General features: G+C 70.4%; 17 protein-coding genes. 8 read left to right on the forward strand and 9 right to left on the reverse strand.

Annotated elements, in window-relative coordinates; translation table 11 throughout:
• Positions 1 to 15 precede the first annotated feature (15 nt).
• Positions 16 to 1,299 carry an ion channel protein gene (locus ACZ39I_RS23195; protein WP_467246205.1) on the reverse strand — a complete coding sequence of 428 codons (1,284 nt, stop codon included), beginning with the start codon at positions 1,297 to 1,299 and terminating at the stop codon, positions 16 to 18.
• Positions 1,300 to 1,415: 116 nt separating this feature from the next.
• On the opposite strand from ACZ39I_RS23195, the gene ACZ39I_RS23200 reads away from it, so the two are divergent.
• On the forward strand, positions 1,416 to 2,177 hold the full coding sequence (locus ACZ39I_RS23200) for a MerR family transcriptional regulator (protein ID WP_467246206.1): 762 nt from the start codon (positions 1,416 to 1,418) through the stop codon (positions 2,175 to 2,177).
• A gap of 26 nt (positions 2,178 to 2,203) precedes the next feature.
• On the opposite strand, the gene ACZ39I_RS23205 is transcribed toward ACZ39I_RS23200, so the two are convergent.
• Entirely contained in the window at positions 2,204 to 2,569 is a 366-nt protein-coding gene (locus ACZ39I_RS23205) for a YbjQ family protein (protein WP_280850111.1), read from the reverse strand.
• A 134-nt stretch (positions 2,570 to 2,703) separates the two neighbouring features.
• On the opposite strand from ACZ39I_RS23205, the gene ACZ39I_RS23210 reads away from it, so the two are divergent.
• Positions 2,704 to 3,585: a DedA family protein gene (locus tag ACZ39I_RS23210; protein ID WP_467246207.1), complete on the forward strand. Its 882-nt coding sequence runs from the start codon at positions 2,704 to 2,706 to the stop codon at positions 3,583 to 3,585.
• Between the two features lie 16 nt (positions 3,586 to 3,601).
• Here the strand turns inward: ACZ39I_RS23210 and ACZ39I_RS23215 are convergent, their stop codons facing one another.
• Positions 3,602 to 5,272: a threonine/serine exporter family protein gene (locus tag ACZ39I_RS23215; protein WP_467246208.1), complete on the reverse strand. Its 1,671-nt coding sequence runs from the start codon at positions 5,270 to 5,272 to the stop codon at positions 3,602 to 3,604.
• A gap of 100 nt (positions 5,273 to 5,372) precedes the next feature.
• The gene (locus ACZ39I_RS23220; RefSeq protein WP_059209164.1) at positions 5,373 to 5,864 is read right to left on the reverse strand and encodes an inorganic diphosphatase; all 492 of its coding nucleotides are present in this window, start codon (positions 5,862 to 5,864) and stop codon (positions 5,373 to 5,375) included.
• A gap of 79 nt (positions 5,865 to 5,943) precedes the next feature.
• Between ACZ39I_RS23220 and dacB the strand changes: the two genes are divergently transcribed.
• From dacB to folE, 6 genes are all read left to right on the forward strand, one after another.
• Positions 5,944 to 7,584 carry a D-alanyl-D-alanine carboxypeptidase/D-alanyl-D-alanine endopeptidase gene (gene dacB / locus ACZ39I_RS23225; RefSeq protein WP_467246209.1) on the forward strand — a complete coding sequence of 547 codons (1,641 nt, stop codon included), beginning with the start codon at positions 5,944 to 5,946 and terminating at the stop codon, positions 7,582 to 7,584.
• 65 nt (positions 7,585 to 7,649) lie between these two features.
• The gene (locus tag ACZ39I_RS23230) at positions 7,650 to 8,792 is read left to right on the forward strand and encodes a zinc-dependent metalloprotease (protein ID WP_467246210.1); all 1,143 of its coding nucleotides are present in this window, start codon (positions 7,650 to 7,652) and stop codon (positions 8,790 to 8,792) included.
• 193 nt (positions 8,793 to 8,985) lie between these two features.
• Positions 8,986 to 10,017 carry a tRNA lysidine(34) synthetase TilS gene (gene tilS / locus ACZ39I_RS23235; RefSeq protein WP_352387906.1) on the forward strand — a complete coding sequence of 344 codons (1,032 nt, stop codon included), beginning with the start codon at positions 8,986 to 8,988 and terminating at the stop codon, positions 10,015 to 10,017.
• Between the two features lie 54 nt (positions 10,018 to 10,071).
• Positions 10,072 to 10,632: a hypoxanthine phosphoribosyltransferase gene (hpt, locus tag ACZ39I_RS23240; protein WP_020122574.1), complete on the forward strand. Its 561-nt coding sequence runs from the start codon at positions 10,072 to 10,074 to the stop codon at positions 10,630 to 10,632.
• Between the two features lie 185 nt (positions 10,633 to 10,817).
• On the forward strand, positions 10,818 to 12,851 hold the full coding sequence (ftsH, locus tag ACZ39I_RS23245; RefSeq protein WP_352387908.1) for an ATP-dependent zinc metalloprotease FtsH: 2,034 nt from the start codon (positions 10,818 to 10,820) through the stop codon (positions 12,849 to 12,851).
• 121 nt (positions 12,852 to 12,972) lie between these two features.
• Positions 12,973 to 13,578 (forward strand): GTP cyclohydrolase I FolE, encoded by a 606-nt coding sequence (gene folE, locus ACZ39I_RS23250; protein WP_352387910.1) that lies wholly within the window; start codon positions 12,973 to 12,975, stop codon positions 13,576 to 13,578.
• Between the two features lie 12 nt (positions 13,579 to 13,590).
• Here the strand turns inward: folE and ACZ39I_RS23255 are convergent, their stop codons facing one another.
• The 5 genes from ACZ39I_RS23255 to folP form a co-directional block, all read right to left on the reverse strand.
• Positions 13,591 to 14,076, reverse strand: a complete 486-nt coding sequence (locus tag ACZ39I_RS23255) for a DUF3180 domain-containing protein (RefSeq protein ID WP_467246211.1) — start codon at positions 14,074 to 14,076, stop codon at positions 13,591 to 13,593.
• 68 nt (positions 14,077 to 14,144) lie between these two features.
• A complete protein-coding gene (folK, locus tag ACZ39I_RS23260; protein WP_467246212.1) occupies positions 14,145 to 14,756 on the reverse strand; it encodes a 2-amino-4-hydroxy-6-hydroxymethyldihydropteridine diphosphokinase in 612 nt (203 codons plus the stop codon).
• Positions 14,753 to 15,112 carry a dihydroneopterin aldolase gene (gene folB / locus ACZ39I_RS23265; RefSeq protein WP_467246213.1) on the reverse strand — a complete coding sequence of 120 codons (360 nt, stop codon included), beginning with the start codon at positions 15,110 to 15,112 and terminating at the stop codon, positions 14,753 to 14,755. The genes folK and folB overlap by 4 nt, the downstream gene beginning before the upstream one ends.
• Before the next feature lie 181 nt (positions 15,113 to 15,293).
• Positions 15,294 to 15,797: a nuclear transport factor 2 family protein gene (locus ACZ39I_RS23270; RefSeq protein ID WP_352387918.1), complete on the reverse strand. Its 504-nt coding sequence runs from the start codon at positions 15,795 to 15,797 to the stop codon at positions 15,294 to 15,296.
• On the reverse strand, positions 15,794 to 16,654 hold the full coding sequence (gene folP / locus ACZ39I_RS23275; RefSeq protein WP_467246214.1) for a dihydropteroate synthase: 861 nt from the start codon (positions 16,652 to 16,654) through the stop codon (positions 15,794 to 15,796). Before folP ends, ACZ39I_RS23270 begins: the two co-directional genes overlap by 4 nt.
• Positions 16,655 to 16,676: the final 22 nt, after the last annotated feature.

Raw genomic sequence — 16,676 nt, forward strand, 5'->3', positions numbered from 1 at the left:
AGGGATCAACGTGGGTCAGCGGACGGAGGTTCCGTCCTCGCGCAACTGCATCTGCGGCCGCCCCGTCACCAGCAGCCAGGCCGCGAGGGAGCCGATGCACAGGAGCGCGAGGATCGTGGGCGAGGCCACCAGCACGGCGGCGACGAACAGACTCACCCAGGCCTGTCGGGTGATGGCGAGCAACACGCCCAGCACCCCGGCCGCCACGCCGACGGCCGGGTGTACGGAGTCCACGAGCGCGTGCGCGCACAGCCCGAAGGCGACGCCCACGAACACGGCCGGGAAGATCCGCCCGCCCCGGAAGCCGCAGGAAGTGGCCACGAGCAGCGCGGCCAGCTTCACGACCGTCATGGTGGCGAACTGCCCGGCCGACCATCCGTCGGGATCGGCAGCCAGCTCCCCGGTCTCGTCGAGCCCTTTGAAGAGCGTCAGATGGCCGCCCACGGCCGCCAGCAGCCCCAGGACGAGCCCGCCCACCGGCAGCATCAGCATCGGATGCCGCAACCGCGCGAACGCGCCGTGGACGTACGGGAGGGCGAGCACGGCCGCCATGCCGAGCAGCGCGGCGGCCGACGCGATCACCAGCATCGCCAGCAGGTCGCCCCAGTCGGGCAGCCCGAACGCGGGCAGATGCAGGTCGAAACTCGGCTCGGCCACCAGAGTGGTCGTCAAGGCGCCGGCCGTCGCCGCCACCAACGGGCCGAAGACGTTGTCCCACAGAGCACCCTTGAGCTGCCGGCCGGCCAGCGCCTCGGAGATCACCAGCGCCGCCGCCACCGGCGTCCCGAACAGCGCGCCGATCGTCGCCGCCTCCGCCAGCACCGGCCACAGCGCGCCCGGCATCCGCGGGATCAGCCTGCGCCCCAGCCAGAAGGCGAGCCCCACGTTCACCGCGATGATCGGGTTCTCGGGCCCCAGGCTCGGCCCTCCCGCGAGCATCAGCGCGGTCGCCAGGAGGAGCCCCGGCAGCACGGCGGGCGGCAGCACGGGAGCGTCCAGACCGGTGGTCGCCGGATCCGGACCGGCGTGCCCGGGCGCCTTCCACACCACCAGACCCACGGCCACCCCGGTCGCGGTGAGCATGACCAGCATCCACAGCACGGAGTACCGGCCCACCCCCAGTGCGTCCGGCAGGTTCCGCCACAGCACGTGCTGGAGCTGCTCGGCCGCCGCGCTCACCCCGAGGAACAGCAGACTCGCGGCCACCCCGACGACGAGAGCGGGGAGGATCAACGGCAGCAGGGCGCGCGCCGGGGTCGCCGGGGCGGCGGGTGCCTGCTGCGCGGTGTCCTGGGCCACGAGCTCACGATAAGCGGACATAACGGGCGGGACATCCGGAGGTGTCCGTACGGACTTGCACCTCACGTCGCGTGAGGAGCCACCGTGGAGCGCGTACCGAGAAGGGAGCGGACGAAGTGAGCTACTCCGTGGGACAGGTCGCGGGCTTCGCCGGCGTCACGGTGCGCACGCTGCACCACTACGACGACATCGGCCTGCTCGTACCGAGCGAACGCAGTCACGCGGGCCACCGGCGCTACAGCGACGCCGACCTCGACCGGTTGCAGCAGATCCTGTTCTACCGCGAGCTCGGCTTCCCGCTCGACGAGGTCGCAGCCCTGCTCGACGACCCGGCCGCGGACCCGCGCGCGCATCTGCGCCGCCAGCACGAGCTGCTGACCGCCCGGATCGAGAAGCTGCAGAAGATGGCGGCGGCCGTGGAGCACGCGATGGAGGCACGCACGATGGGGATCGATCTCACGCCGGAGGAGAGGTTCGAGGTGTTCGGCGACAAGGACCCGGAGCAGTACGCGCAGGAGGCGGAAGAGCGCTGGGGCGGCACAGAGGCGTACGCCGAGTCGCAGCGCCGCGCCGCGAGCTACACCAAGGACGACTGGAAGCGCATGCAGGCCGAGGTGGCCGACTGGGGCGAGCGCTACGACGCCCTGATGGCCGCCGGTGACGCACCGACCTCGCAGGCAGCGATGGACATGGCCGAGGAACACCGGCAGCACATCTGCGCATGGTTCTACGCATGCCCGTACGACATGCATCAGGGCCTGGCCGAGATGTACGTGTCGGACGAGCGCTTCAAGGCGTTCTACGACGCCATGCGCCCCGGTCTCGCCGAGCACCTCAGGGACGCCATCAGGGCGAACGCGGCCAGGCACACCGCCTAGGCCTTGCCCGGCACCTGACCCGGGGGCTACTCCCGGGTCAGGACCACCGCAGTGCCGTAGGCGCACACCTCCGTGCCGACGTCCGCCGCCTCGGTCACGTCGAAGCGGAACATCAGCACGGCGTTTGCCCCACGCGCGCGTGCCTGCTCGACGAGCCGCTCCATGGCCTGGTTGCGGGTCTGCACCAGCGTCTTGGTGAGCCCCTTGAGCTCGCCGCCGACCATCGACTTCAGCCCGGCGCCGATCTGGCTGCCGAGGTGCCGGGAGCGCACGGTCAGCCCGAAGACCTCACCCAGCACCTCCTGCACCCGGTGACCGGGCACGTCGTTCGTCGTCACCACGAGCACGTCGGGCCGAGGCCCCTGGCCGCCGCCGTATTCGTCAATACCCATGGCTCACAGCTTTGTCCCGGACGGCGCACAGTGCATCCTGAGGACACCCATGGAACCTGGGCCACCATGGCTGCGTTGATACTTGAGGGCAGCCAGTCCCCGCCCCGATCCCCACACGCAGGAGCCACAATCCCGTGACCACGCTCGCGCTCGGCCCCGAGTGGATCAGCCCCGACTATCTGATCCAGACCTTCAGCCTCCCGGGCATCCTGCTGATCGTCTTCGCCGAGTCGGGCCTTTTCGCGTTCCTGCCGGGTGACTCCCTGCTGTTCACGGCGGGTCTCTTCGTGGCCGAGGGGAACTTCATCAGCCAGCCGCTGTGGCTGGTGTGTGCGCTCATCGTGCTGGCCGCCGTCCTCGGCGACCAGGTCGGTTACATGATCGGCAAGTTCTTCGGCCCGAGGCTCTTCAGCCGTCCCAACTCCAGGCTCTTCAAGCAGGAGAACCTGGAGAAGGCCCACGAGTTCATGGAGAAGTTCGGCCCCAAGGCGATCGTCCTGGCCCGCTTCGTGCCGATCGTGCGGACCTTCGCCCCCATCGTGGCGGGCGCCGGCCGGATGAAGTACCGCACCTTCCTGACGTACAACGTCATCGGCGGCGTGGCCTGGGGCACGGGCGTGACCCTCGCCGGCTACTGGCTCGGCCAGATCGACGCCATCAAGAAGAACGTCGAGGCGATCCTCGTCCTGATCGTCCTGGTCTCGGTGGTCCCGATCCTCATCGAGTACCTGCGTGAGCGCTCCAAGAAGAAGAAGGCGGCGGCCCAGGCCCCGCCCCAGCAGCCGTACCAGCCCATGGACGACGCGACGACCCAGCTCCGCCGCATCCCGTCCGACCACGAGCAGCAGCCCCCGCAGCAGCCCGGCGGCTACGACCAGTACTACGGCCAGCAGCCGCAGCAACAGCAGCCGTACGGCCAGCAGCCGCAGCCCTACGCCCAGCAGTACCCGCAGGGCTACGGCGACCAGCAGTACGGCGGGCAGAACCAGCAGAACCCGTACAACCAGGGGTACTGAGAGCTGCCGCGGCGGGTCAGAACCCCCGAGTCCTCTTCGCGGCCCGCCGCTTCCCCGCGGAACCGACCCTCAGGAACAGGCGGGAGATCTCCGACCCCAGGTTGACCCCGATGGCGATGGCCATGGCCAGAGCCGCTGCCTTCGACAGGGACACCAGCCCTTCGTCGACCCGGCTCCCGGCGATCGACAGCAACCCGAAGTACGTGGCGGAACCCGGCAGCAGGGGCCCGATCGCCGCGGTCGTGTACGGCAGCGCGGACGCGAACCGGTACCGGGACAGCAACTGCCCGAACAGCCCGACCAGCCCCGCCGCCACGGCCGTGGAGGCGACCGGGGAGAACTCGCCGGTGTAGTGCATCGCGCCGTACACACACCACGCGACACCGCCGTTCAGTGTGACGGCCAGCACGGTGGATCGTTCCTGCTGCAACAGCACCGCGAACGTCAGCGACAGCAGCATCGACGCCGCGATCTGCCACAGCGGCCGCGGATCCGTCGACAGCGCCTCGTCGGGGTTGAGATGCGCCCCCAGCTGCACCCCGACGTAGAGCATCACGAGCACGCCCACCACGATGCCCACGAAGAAGTACATGACCTCCAGGAGCCGCGCCGACGCGGTGATGTAGAAGCCGGTCAGGCCGTCCTGGACGCCCGCCACCAGCGCCCGCCCGGGCAGCAGCGCGAACAGCCCACCGGTGATGACCGCGGACGCCTTCACGTCCACATGGGCCAGCGTCAGCGCGATCCCGATCGCGGCCGGCGGCATCGCGGCGACCGTGAACTGGTAGAACTCCGGCAGCCCCCGCCCCGCGCACAGCCACGCCAGCCGGTCGCCGAGCATCGCGCCCAGCATGGCCGCGACGAACACCAGCAGGTCACCGCCGACCAGGATCGAGGCCGCGCCCGCGAGCAGCCCGCTCGCCGAGGTGAGCACCCAGGTCGGATACGGGTGCCGGTTGCGGCGGATCTCCGCGAGCCGCCGGTAGGCGTCCTCCAGGGAGATGGCCGTCTCAGGGTCGCTGAGATCGTCCACGAGCTGGAACACGGCCGCGAGGCGCGTGTAGTCGGTACCGCGCCGCCGCACCGTCCTGGAGGCCGTCACAGGGTCGTCCACCAGCGACGGCTGGTACGTGATGGACAGCAGCGTGAAGGTGACGTTGGGCTCGCAGCGGTCCAGTCCGTAGGACCGGCAGACGGCGAACATCGCCGCCTCCACGTCCTCGGCGCCCTCACCGCCCGCGAGCAGCAACTCGCCGATCCGCAGGGTCAGGTCGAGCACGCGCGGGACGGCCGGGCCGGCATCGTCCTCGGTCTTCTGCGCCGGCTCCGGGGCGGGCCGCTCGGCCACCGGCATCCGCAGCATCGTGCGCATCCGGTCCTGCCAGGGCACGTCCTTGGTGAGTCTGACCACCGGTATGCCGGCCGGCGGTGTGAACGCGGGCGGCGCGTCCTTCGCGCTGTAGGTGCGGGGCATACTGAACGCCGACCCCTCCGGCTCCGCCACCGACGGCTGCGGAACGTCCAGTCCCTTCGGCACCGCGAACTCCGACGTGGTCTCCGGTTCGCCGCCGACGACGGTTCTCGGCACGGCGAGCCCGTCGGGAAGGGCGAACTCGGACGTGATCTCGGAGTCGTAGAAACTCCTGGCCTCGTCCGACTGCGGCTTGCGGTGCTCCGCCTCCGTCACTGAGTAACGCTCCCTGAACGACACATTCCGTAGGCCTCAGTATGCGCGGGCATGCGAACGGGCCGCACGCGTGCGCGTGCGGCCCGTCCGTGACACAGGCTCAGTGGCCGCCCGAGTCCTTGAAGCGCTTGTAGGACCGCTCGATCTCGGCCTCGGCGTCGACGCGGCCGACCCAGTCGGCACCCTCGACGGACTTGCCGGGCTCCAGGTCCTTGTAGACCTCGAAGAAGTGCTGGATCTCCAGGCGGTCGAACTCGGAGACGTGGTGGATGTCGCGCAGGTGCTCGACACGCGGGTCCGTCGCCGGGACGCACAGCAGCTTGTCGTCGCCGCCCGCCTCGTCCGTCATGCGGAACATGCCGATCGCACGGCACTTGATGAGGCAGCCCGGGAACGTCGGCTCGTCAAGAATGACCAGCGCGTCCAGCGGGTCGCCGTCCTCGCCGAGGGTGTTCTCGACGAAGCCGTAGTCGGTCGGGTAGGCGGTCGAGGTGAAGAGTCGACGGTCCAGGCGGATCCGACCGGTCTCGTGGTCCACCTCGTACTTGTTCCGCGAACCCTTCGGGATCTCGATCGTGACGTCGAACTCCACCGGTGACTCCTCCATGATCAACACATAGTTCTGGTGGTTAAGTGTCCCTCACGCAGGTGTGTGATCGCGAAAGGGGCTGTTGGTCGTGCCTGAACTGAGGCCTTGGCGGGCCGCGGGACCGCGGGTGAAGCGGATCGCGAACGCCGTACGACCGCGTCTGGCACGCGCCGCGGACGCCGTACGACCAGGACTGACCCGGGCCACGGACACCGTACGGCCGTATCTCGCACGGACCGCCGAAGCTGTGAAACCGCAGGTCACACGGCTTGCCGGGATGAGCAGGCCGAAGACCGCCAAGACCTGGCAGTACACCGCCGGTGCCGTCGGCGCCGGTCTGGCACTGGCCGCCACCGTGGCGACCGCCGCCGGTCCGTGGGACTCCTCGGGTCAGCGTACGGCCGAGCGGGACCGGGCGGTCGCACTGGAGCAACCGGGTGGCGCAGATCACGGCGTTGATTCCGGTACGTCGGCCAGGGCCCCGCGGCCCGCCCCGAGCGCCGCGTCCGTCCTCACCGGACTGGGCCCTGCCGTCGTCACCGTGAAGTCCGCGCCGACCGGCAAGGCCCTCGCCGACGTCCTGGGGCCGCTCCTCGGCAACACGGCCCTCGGCACCCGCCGCACGGCCGTCGTCGTGGACGTCGCCGACGGCAAGCGGCTCTACGGCACGGGCGCCGACACGGCGCTGACCCCCGCCTCCACCACGAAGATCGCCACCGCGGTCGCCGCCCTGTCCGCCCTCGGCGCCGACCACCGCCTCACCACGCGCGCGATGCTGGAACCCGACACCAGGGAACTCGTCCTCGTCGGCGGCGGCGACCCCACGCTCACCGCCCGCGCGGACGGCGGGGGAGGCTGGGCGAGCCTGCGCGAACTGGCCCGGGAGACCGCCGCCGCGCTCAAGAAGCGGCACCTCACGACCGTCACGCTCTCCTACGACAAGACCCTCTACGCGGGCCCCGAGATCCACCCGATCGGGGTCAACGACAACCTGGCCCCGGTCAGCGCCCTGATGGTGGACGAGGCCCGCACCGACGACTCCGCGAGCGGCCCCGTCGCGCGCGTGAGCGACCCGGCGACGGACGCGACCCGCGCGTTCGCGCGGTTCCTCGCGGACGACGGCATCAGGACGACGTCCCCCGGCCCCTCCAAGGCGACCGGCCGCGCCGAGGACCTCGCCGAGGTCTCCTCACCGCCCCTGTCCGCCCTGGTCGAACGCATGCTGACCAACAGCGACAACGACATCGCCGAGGCCCTCGCCCGCCAGACCGCCCTGGCCGACAAGCGGCGCGCCGACTTCGAGGGCGGCGGCGCCGCCATTCGTGACCGGCTGCGGAAACTCGGACTCCCGCTGACCGGCGCCGACTTCCACGACGGCAGCGGACTCGACCGCGCCGACCGGCTCACGGCGAACCTGCTGACCTCCCTCCTGGTGAAGGCGGGCGACCCGGCCCACCCCGAATTGCGCCCGGTCCTCACCGGCCTCCCGGTGGCCGGTTTCACCGGCACTCTGAGCAGCCGTTACACCGACGGCGCAGCAGGCGTCGTACGGGCGAAGACGGGCACATTGACCGGGGTGAACACCCTGGCGGGGACGGTCGTCGACCGGGACGGCCGGCTGCTGGCCTTCGCCTTCCTGGCCTCGGACACGACGGACCCGGGAGCGGCGCAGAGCGCACTGGACCGCACGGCCTCGGCGCTGGCCGCCTGCGGCTGCGGCTGACCTGCCGTCCGCTTCCCCGCCCGCGCGGCCTGCCCCAAGCGGGAGCGCTCACGTACGGTTGACGCATGACGAGCATCGGTGGTGCCGAGATGGTCGACTGGAATCTCGCGGTGGCGACCGCGACCCGACTGGTACGGCCGGGCCCCGACGTGAGCCGCGACGAGGCCCGGGCCGTCGTCGCGGAACTGCGCCGGCACGCCAAGGCCTCGGAGGAACACGTCCGCGGCTTCACCCGGATGGGGACGGAAGGCGTCCACGACACACCCGTCCTCGTCGTCGACCGTCCCGGCTGGGTCCGGGCGAACGTCGCCGGGTTCAGGGAGATCCTCAAACCGCTCCTGGAGAAGATGCAGGAACGGCGCGGCAACACCCCCGGCGGCGCGGTCCTCGGCGCCGTCGGCGGCAAGGTGACCGGCGTCGAACTCGGAATGCTGCTGTCGTTCCTGTCGTCCCGCGTCCTCGGCCAGTACGAGACCTTCGCCCCGGCCACCCGCGAACTCCCGGCCGGGGGCCCCTCTGATTCACCGAATGGCGGCGGCCGACTCCTCCTGGTCGCCCCGAACATCGTCCACGTGGAGCGCGAACTCGACGTCCAGCCCCATGACTTCCGCCTGTGGGTGTGTCTGCACGAGGAGACGCACCGCACCCAGTTCACGGGCGTGCCCTGGCTGCGCGACCACCTGGAGGGCGAAATCCAGTCGTTCCTGGGGGAGACCGAGGTCGACCCCATGACGGTCCTGGAGCGCATCCGGGAGGCCGCCCAGTCGCTCGCCGGCGGACGGCCCGAGGGCGAGGACGAGGACGACGGCGGGCGCTCGCTCGTGGAGATCGTGCAGACGCCGGCCCAGCGGGAGATCCTCGGCCGCCTCACCGCCGTGATGTCCCTCCTGGAGGGCCACGCCGACTTCGTCATGGACGGAGTGGGCCCGGCCGTGGTGCCGAGCGTCGCCGAGATCCGCGAGAAGTTCCAGCAACGGCGGGCCAAGGGCGCCTCCCGCCTGGACATGGCCCTGCGCAAGCTGCTCGGCCTGGACGCCAAGCTCCGGCAGTACCGCGACGGCGAACGCTTCGTGCGGGCCGTCGTCGACCAGGTCGGCATGGACGGCTTCAACCGCGTGTGGACCTCCCCGAACACACTCCCGACCAAGACGGAGATCGCCAAACCGGCGGACTGGGTCGCGCGGGTGCACCGCAAGGCCGAGTCGTGAACCGCGTACGGACGTCGTGAGAGGAATCCGGCCGACGGCAGGCGAACGCCCCTTCAATCACCCGTCCGAGGGACCGTGAGCGATGGGTAGGCGTGCAATGCTCGGGGAACGCCCCGGTTCTGTCACCATCTACACACTCTGAGTGACCGAACCTCGGGCTCACCCCCCGAAAACTTCATGAAGGGAACCGGACATGGGTCCCCATCCTGCGGTCGCGGCGATACGCCTGGCGGTCCGCCGCGTCCTCCACGACCTCCTCAACGACCATCACGCCTCTGACGCCCATCATGCTCCTGCCGGGCAGCGCCCGCCGTCGCCGCTCGTGCTCGTGGCCTGCTCCGGCGGTGCCGACTCCATGGGCCTCGCCTCCGCCCTCGCCTTCGAGGCTCCCAAGCTCGGCATCCGCGCCGGCGGCATCACCGTCGACCACGGCCTCCAGCCCGGCTCCGACCTGCGCGCCGAGGAAGTCGTCCTCAGGCTGCGCGAACTCGGCCTGGACCCCGTCGAGTCCACCGCCGTGAGCGTCGGCCGCGAAGGCGGACCCGAGGCCGCCGCGCGGGACGCCCGCTACGCCGCCCTCGACGCCGCGGCCGAACGCCATGGCGCGATCGCCGTCCTGCTCGGCCACACCCGCGACGACCAGGCCGAAACCGTCCTGCTCGGCCTCGCCCGCGGCTCCGGCATCCGCTCGCTGTCCGGCATGGCCGCGGTCTCGGGGGCCGACGGCCGTTACCGCCGCCCCTTCCTGGAGCTCGACCGGCAGACTGCCCGCAAGGCCTGCATGGTCCAGTCGCTGCCCGTGTGGGACGACCCGCACAACACCGACCCCGCCTACACGCGCTCCCGGCTGCGCCACGAAGGCCTGCCCGCCCTGGAGAAGGCCCTCGGCAAAGGAGTCGTCGAGGCCCTCGCCCGTACGGCCCAGCTCTCCCGCGACGACGCCGACGCCCTCGACAGCTGGGCCCGCCAGGCCGAGGCCTCCGTACGCGACGCCGCCGGCCTCCTGGAGTGCGCCAAGCTCTACGCGCTGCCGCCCGCCGTGCGCCGCCGCATCCTGCGCCGGGCGGCCATCGAGGCAGGCGCCCCGGCCGGATCGCTGTTCGCCCGCCACATCGAGGAAGTCGACCGGCTGATCACCGGCTGGCGCGGCCAGGGAGTCATCAATCTCCCGGGCAAGGTCGTCGCCCAGCGGCAGGGTGGCAGACTGGTGATTCGGCAAGGCTGAATCCCTGCCTCCTTCGGGGGGCGACGGGCGGCGCTGGTGGGACGACCGAAAGTGATGCGGGTGGACGCGAAAGACATGGGTGCCGACCTCAAAGAGGTACTCATCACCAAGGAAGAGATCGACGCGAAGCTCGTGGAGCTCGCCGCGAAGATCGACGCGGAGTACGCGGGCAAGGACCTCCTGATCGTCGGCGTCCTCAAGGGCGCGGTGATGGTCATGGCCGACCTCGCCCGGGCGCTGTCCACCCCTGTCACGATGGACTGGATGGCCGTGTCGTCCTACGGCGCGGGCACCCAGTCCTCCGGTGTGGTGCGGATCCTCAAGGACCTCGACACCGACATCAAGGGCCGGCACGTGCTGATCGTCGAGGACATCATCGACTCCGGCCTGACCCTGTCCTGGCTGCTGTCGAACCTGGGCTCGCGCGAGCCGGAGTCGCTCAAGGTGTGCACCCTGCTGCGCAAGCCGGACGCCGCCAAGGTCGCCATCGACGTCGAGTGGGTCGGCTTCGACATCCCCAACGAGTTCGTCGTCGGTTACGGTCTCGACTACGCCGAGAAGTACCGCAACCTCCCGTTCGTGGGTACGCTCGCGCCCCACGTCTACGGCGGCTGAGCCAGATAGCCCAAGCCCTGTAAGACGATCGGGAACCCCAGCGGGTTTCGCGCCGTTGGAGGGAGCAGACGGGTTCGTCAGCCACTCCTGTGCGGCTTCGGTCCACAATGCTGGGGTACCGTCAGAAGAACTGTCTTATCAAACTCACTATGGCAGGAGGGACGGGGCGACACCGCTCCGTATGGATGGACGTGAAGCGATACTTCCGTGGGCCGGTCATGTGGATCGTGCTGGCCGTCCTTGCCGTGGTCGTGTTGATGCAGGTCGTCGGCTCGTCCGGCGGCTACAAGACGGTGGACACCGGCCAGGTCGTCCAGGCGATCAATGACAACAAGGTCGAACAAGCCAAGCTGACCACCGGCGACGAGCAGACCATCAAGGTCGAGCTCAAGGACGGCGAAAAGGTCGAGGGCAGCTCGAAGATCCAGGCGAGCTACATCGGCGACCAGGGCGTGACCATCGCCAACACGCTGCAGACCAAGTTCCAGGACAAGCAGATCCCCGACGGGTACACCGTCTCTCCGACGAAGCAGAACGCCTTCGTCGGGATCCTGCTCTCCCTGCTCCCCTTCGTCCTCATCGTGGTCGTCTTCCTGTTCCTGATGAATCAGATGCAGGGCGGCGGCTCCCGGGTCATGAACTTCGGGAAGTCCAAGGCGAAGCTCATCACCAAGGACACCCCGAAGACGACGTTCTCGGACGTCGCCGGCTCGGACGAGGCCGTCGAGGAGCTCCACGAGATCAAGGAGTTCCTCCAGGAACCGGCGAAGTTCCAGGCGGTCGGGGCCAAGATTCCCAAGGGCGTACTGCTGTACGGCCCCCCCGGCACCGGCAAGACCCTCCTCGCGCGCGCCGTCGCGGGCGAGGCCGGCGTGCCGTTCTACTCGATCTCCGGTTCCGACTTCGTCGAGATGTTCGTCGGTGTCGGTGCCTCCCGAGTCCGTGACCTGTTCGAGCAGGCCAAGGCGAACGCCCCGGCGATCGTCTTCGTCGACGAGATCGACGCGGTCGGCCGCCATCGCGGCGCCGGCCTCGGCGGCGGTCACGACGAGCGCGAGCAGACGCTGAACCAGCTGCTCGTCGAGATGGACGGCTTCGACGTCAAGGGCGGCGTGATCCTCATCGCCGCGACGAACCGGCCCGACATCCTCGACCCGGCCCTCCTGCGCCCCGGCCGCTTCGACCGCCAGATCGCGGTCGACCGCCCGGACATGCAGGGCCGTCTGGAGATCCTCAAGGTCCACCAGAAGGGCAAGCCGGTCGCGCCCGACGTCGACCTGTCGGCCGTCGCGCGTCGCACGCCGGGCTTCACCGGCGCGGACCTGAGCAACGTCCTCAACGAGGCCGCCCTGCTCACCGCCCGCAGCGACAAGAAGCTGATCGACAACTCGATGCTCGACGAGGCGATCGACCGTGTGGTGGCGGGCCCGCAGAAGCGGACCCGGATCATGTCGGACAAGGAGAAGAAGATCACCGCGTACCACGAGGGCGGACACGCCCTGGTCGCGGCGGCTTCCCCGAACTCCGACCCGGTCCACAAGATCACGATCCTCTCCCGAGGCCGTGCTCTGGGCTACACCATGGTCCTGCCGGACGAGGACAAGTACTCGACCACCCGCAACGAGATGCTCGACCAGCTCGCCTACATGCTGGGCGGCCGCGCTGCCGAGGAACTGGTCTTCCACGACCCGACCACCGGCGCCGCGAACGACATCGAGAAGGCCACGGCAACGGCCCGCGCGATGGTCACCCAGTACGGCATGACCGAGCGTCTCGGCGCCATCAAGTTCGGTGGCGACAACACCGAGCCGTTCCTCGGCCGCGAGATGTCGCACCCGCGTGACTACTCGGAAGAGGTCGCCGCGCTGGTCGACGAAGAGGTCAAGAAGCTCATCGAGACGGCGCACAACGAGGCCTGGGAGATCCTGGTCGAGAACCGTGACGTCCTCGATCAGCTGGTGCTCCAGTTGCTGGAGAAGGAGACGCTGAACAAGGAGCAGATCGCCGAGATCTTCGCTCCCATCGTCAAGCGTCCGCCGCGGCCGGCCTGGACCGGTTCCTCCCGGCGTACGCCCTCCACCCGTCCGCCGGTGCTCTCCCCCCGGGAGCTCGCACTGACGAACGGCGCCAACGGCGCGACCCCGGCGATCAGCACCGCCAAGGCCACCGCGTCGGAGCAGGCCACGGATCCCGTTCCCGAGGAGCGCCCCGAGAGCTGACGCTCACCCCTTTCGCGCCGGTGACCTCACCGGGCCCGGAATGGATGCCGCGCCCCCCAGGTTTTAGCCTGGGGGGCCGCGGCGTTTTTCGGCCGTGAGGACTCTAGGAACGAGGCACCAGATGACCGACCCCGTGACGCTCGACAGCGAGGGCTCCATCGGCGAGTTCGACGAGAAGCGCGCCGAGAACGCCGTACGCGAGCTGCTGATCGCGGTCGGCGAGGATCCGGACCGCGAGGGGCTCCGGGAGACGCCGGGGCGGGTGGCGCGGGCCTACCGGGAGATCTTCGCGGGGCTGTGGCAGAAGCCCGAGGACGTGCTGACCACGACGTTCGACCTGGGGCACGACGAGATGGTGCTCGTGAAGGACATCGAGGTGTACTCGACCTGTGAGCATCATCTCGTGCCGTTCCGGGGCGTCGCGCACGTCGGATACATTCCCGCCACCACCGGCAAGATCACGGGCCTGTCCAAGCTGGCCCGGCTCGTGGACGTCTACGCCCGCCGGCCGCAGGTGCAGGAACGACTCACCACGCAGATAGCGGACTCCCTCATGGAGATCCTGGAGCCGCGGGGCGTGATCGTCGTCATCGAGTGCGAGCACATGTGCATGTCGATGCGGGGCATCCGCAAGCCCGGCGCCAAGACGCTCACCTCGGCCGTACGCGGTCAGCTGCGGGACGCGGCGACGCGGAACGAGGCGATGAGCCTCATCCTGGCGCGCTGACGGCTCGGCCTGTCAGGCCGCCGACGGGGCCCCGGTGTTGCGGTCGTCGTCCTCCGGCAGCTTGCACACCCGCTCCAGGAAGATCGCCGCCGCTATCACCGCGATGCCCGCGAGGACCGAGAAGCCGGCGTAGACGGCCTGGTCGCGGCGGGCGGGGATGTCGAGGGATTCCAGGAGGAAGACGCCGGTGCCGCCGTACATGCCGGAGACGAGGGCGGCGACCAGGGCGCTGGCCTGGCCGAAGACGACCGCGCGGGCCGCCATCAGGGGGTCGACGCCCTTCGCCTCGGGGACGCGCTCGCGCTGGGCCTTCAGGCGGGCGCGCAGGGAGAGCGCCGTGGCCATCAGGACCACGGCGATCAGGGCGAGGACGATGGGGGCGGCCAGCGGGACGCTGGGCAGGGTCCCGACCGAGTTCCACAGGCGGGCGCCCGCCCAGGACAGGAGCCCGGCCACGGCGAACACGCCGGCCAGCAGCCTGATGCGCAGCTCTTTCACGGTGCCCCTTCAGCTCCCCCGAGGTCCTTGGGCGGTCCCACGGACTGTGGTCGTCTTGACCTTAACGGCTATTCGGGCAGCCGGAGTTCCAGGTCCTTGCGGGGTTCCACGCCGTTTCGCGTGACGGTGTCGAGGAGTGCTGCGACCGGACCGTGGCCGGGCAGTTGTGCCTCGGGGTCCACGTCGTGCCAGGGGGCGAGCACGAACGCGCGCTCATGGGCGCGCGGGTGCGGCAGGGTGAGGACCGGATCGTCGGAGACCACCTCGGCGTACGTCACGATGTCGACGTCGAGGGTGCGCGGACCCCAGCGCTCGTCCCGCACCCGGTTGAAGGCCTCCTCGACCGCGTGGGCCCGCTCCAGCAGGGAGGACGGGGGGAGCGTGGTCTTCAGCACGACGACCGCGTTGAAGTAGGACGGCTGGCTGTCGGCGTCCACGCCCCACGGCTCGGTCTCGTAGACCGGGGAGACGGCCTTGACGCGGACGCCGGGCGTGTCCTCCAGGGCGTCGACGGCCCCCTGGAGGGTCTCCAGACGGTTGCCGAGGTTGGAACCGAGGGAGAGCACGGCGCGCTTGGGGTTGTGGAGGGTGACGTCGGCGGCGTCCACCTGCTGCACGACGGAGGCGGGCACCGGCTGTACGGTCGGGTCGCTGTGACCCGCGGCGAAGGACGCGGTCATACTCGGCTCCGGGTGATGGTGACGGTCACGTCGTCGAAGGGCACGGTGATCGGTGCGTCGGGTTTGTGGACCCTGACCTCGACCTCCTCTACCCGCTGGTGCTTCAGACAGACCTGGGCGATGCGCTCGGCGAGCGTCTCGACGAGGTTGACGGGCTCGCCCTCGACGACGGCCACGACCTCCTCCGCCACGATGCCGTAGTGCACGGTCTTCGCCAGGTCGTCGTCGGCGGCGGCCGGCCGGGTGTCCAGCCCGAGGACGAGGTCCACGACGAAGGTCTGGCCCTCCTTGCGCTCCTCGGGGAACACACCGTGGTGCCCGCGGGCCTTCAGGCCGCGCAGCGCGACACGATCCACGCGAATCACTCCTGCAATCGTCGGTGACGGCCGGTCCGTACCGTGTGCGGGCGGTACCCCGGCCTCGAACGAATCTACCTGCGAGCACTGACAGGGCAGAGCCACGGGGCCGCTGCTCACGGGCTGGTAGCCGCCCATACCCGGGGGTTCGTGATCCCAACCACTTCTTGGTCCGGGCGGGTCAGGAAGGAGTTTCCTCGTCCTCGTCCTCGCCGTTCTCGGCCAGCACCGGCGAGGCGTGGTGGGACCACATCTTCCAGCCCTCCGAGGTGCGGCGGAACACGTTCGTGGCGACCACCAGCTGCCCGACGAGCGGGCCGAGCTCCTCGCCGCCCTCGGGCGCCGGGCCGCCGCTGAGGATGTTCTCGGTGCAGGTCACCAGGGCGGTGTCGCCGGTCACGGAGACGTGCACGTCCGTGAGGAAGAACTGGATGTAGTCCGTGTTCGCCATGATCAGCGCGTACGACCTCAGGACCTCGCCGCGCCCGGTCAGCACGGGCCAGCCGGGGTGCACGCAGGAGACCACGCCGACGTCCGCCGGGTCGTGGTAGGTCTCGTCGACGCCCAGGTCGGCAGGGGTGAGCCAGAAAGAGGACAGCTCCTCGAAGTCGCCGCGCTCCAGCGCCTCGTAGAAGGCGGTGTTGGCGGCTTCCACCTGCTCCACGTCGGTGTGGGGGGCGCTCACCGGGCCCCCTCCACGGCACGGGCGACTCGCACCGCGTCGGCCGTGGTACGCACCTCGTGCACCCGCACCGCCCACGCGCCGGCGTGTGCGGCGAGGGCGGAGACGGCGGCCGTGGCGGCGTCGCGCTCGCGCGCGGGCGGCGGGGCGCCCTCGGGCCCGGCGAGGACACGGCCGAGGAAGCGCTTGCGGGAGGCGGCGACGAGCAGGGGGTGGCCGAGGCCGAGGAGGCGGTCGAGGTGGGAGAGGAGGACCAGGTCGTGCTCGGCGTCCTTGGAGAAGCCGAGCCCTGGGTCGACGATCACACGGTCGGGGGAGATGCCGCCCGCGAGGACGGCGTCCACGCGCGCGTGGAGTTCGTCGACGACCTCGGCGACGACATCGTCGTAGACGCCCCTGACGTTGCCGCCCTCCAGGAAGCCGCGCCAGTGCATGACGACGAAGGGGGCGCCCGCGTCGGCGACGACCGGGACCATCGCCGGGTCGGCGAGGCCGCCGCTGACGTCGTTGACGAGGGCCGCGCCGGCGGCGAGCGCCTGTTCGGCGACACGGGCGCGCATGGTGTCGACGGAGACGGTGACGCCCTCGGCGGCGAGGCCGCGGACGACGGGGATGACGCGCCGGAGCTCCTCGGCCTCGTCGACGCGGGTGGCGCCGGGGCGGGTGGACTCGCCGCCGACGTCGACGAGGTCGGCGCCCTCCTCGACGAGGGCCAGGCCGTGTTTGACGGCGGCCGCGGTGTCGAACCAGCGGCCGCCGTCGGAGAAGGAGTCGGGGGTGACGTTCACGACTCCCATGACCGCGCAGCGGTCCCAAGGGGGAAGGCCGGCGACGCGCCCGCGTCCGCTCTTCTTGCTCATGCGTTCAGCCTAGGCCCAGCAG

It is taken from the genome of Streptomyces sp. NPDC024687, assembly GCF_055559055.1.